The 443-nt window shown below is 54.4% G+C and carries 3 tRNA genes; all 3 read left to right on the forward strand.

Annotation, left to right across the window (positions count from 1 at the left end):
- The 3 genes from P0Y67_RS22835 (at nucleotide 1) to P0Y67_RS22845 (ending at nucleotide 282) form a co-directional block, all read left to right on the forward strand.
- Nucleotides 1–87 (forward strand) — tRNA-Leu (locus P0Y67_RS22835).
- A gap of 32 nt (nucleotides 88–119) precedes the next feature.
- Nucleotides 120–204: transfer RNA gene (locus P0Y67_RS22840), tRNA-Leu, on the forward strand.
- Between the two features lie 3 nt (nucleotides 205–207).
- A tRNA-Gln gene (locus P0Y67_RS22845) sits at nucleotides 208–282 on the forward strand.
- The last annotated feature ends 161 nt before the right edge of the window (nucleotides 283–443 follow it).

Raw genomic sequence — 443 nt, forward strand, 5'->3', positions numbered from 1 at the left:
GCGGTGGTGGCGGAATTGGTAGACGCGCTAGCTTCAGGTGCTAGTGTCCGCAAGGACGTGAGAGTTCAAGTCTCTCCCTCCGCACCAATGACATCCTTGCCTTGACAGGCAGACAATTTGCGGAAGTGGCGAAATTGGTAGACGCACCAGATTTAGGTTCTGGCGCCGCAAGGTGTGAGAGTTCAAGTCTCTCCTTCCGCACCATTTAGGGCTATCGCCAAGCGGTAAGGCAGCGGCTTTTGATGCCGCCATTCCCTGGTTCGAATCCAGGTAGCCCTGCCATGTTTCAGGTTTCGATAAATGTGTCGGAATCTCCCCTGTAACAAGGGACCCGGGTGAGTTTCACCCTGAAAGAAAAGTCACACATGCGGTGGTGGCGGAATTGGTAGACGCGCTAGCTTCAGGTGCTAGTGTCCGCAAGGACGTGAGAGTTCAAGTCTCTC

Origin of the sequence: Photobacterium sp. SP02, assembly GCF_038519165.1 — a bacterium.
Classification (GTDB): Bacteria; Pseudomonadota; Gammaproteobacteria; order Enterobacterales; family Vibrionaceae; genus Photobacterium; species Photobacterium halotolerans.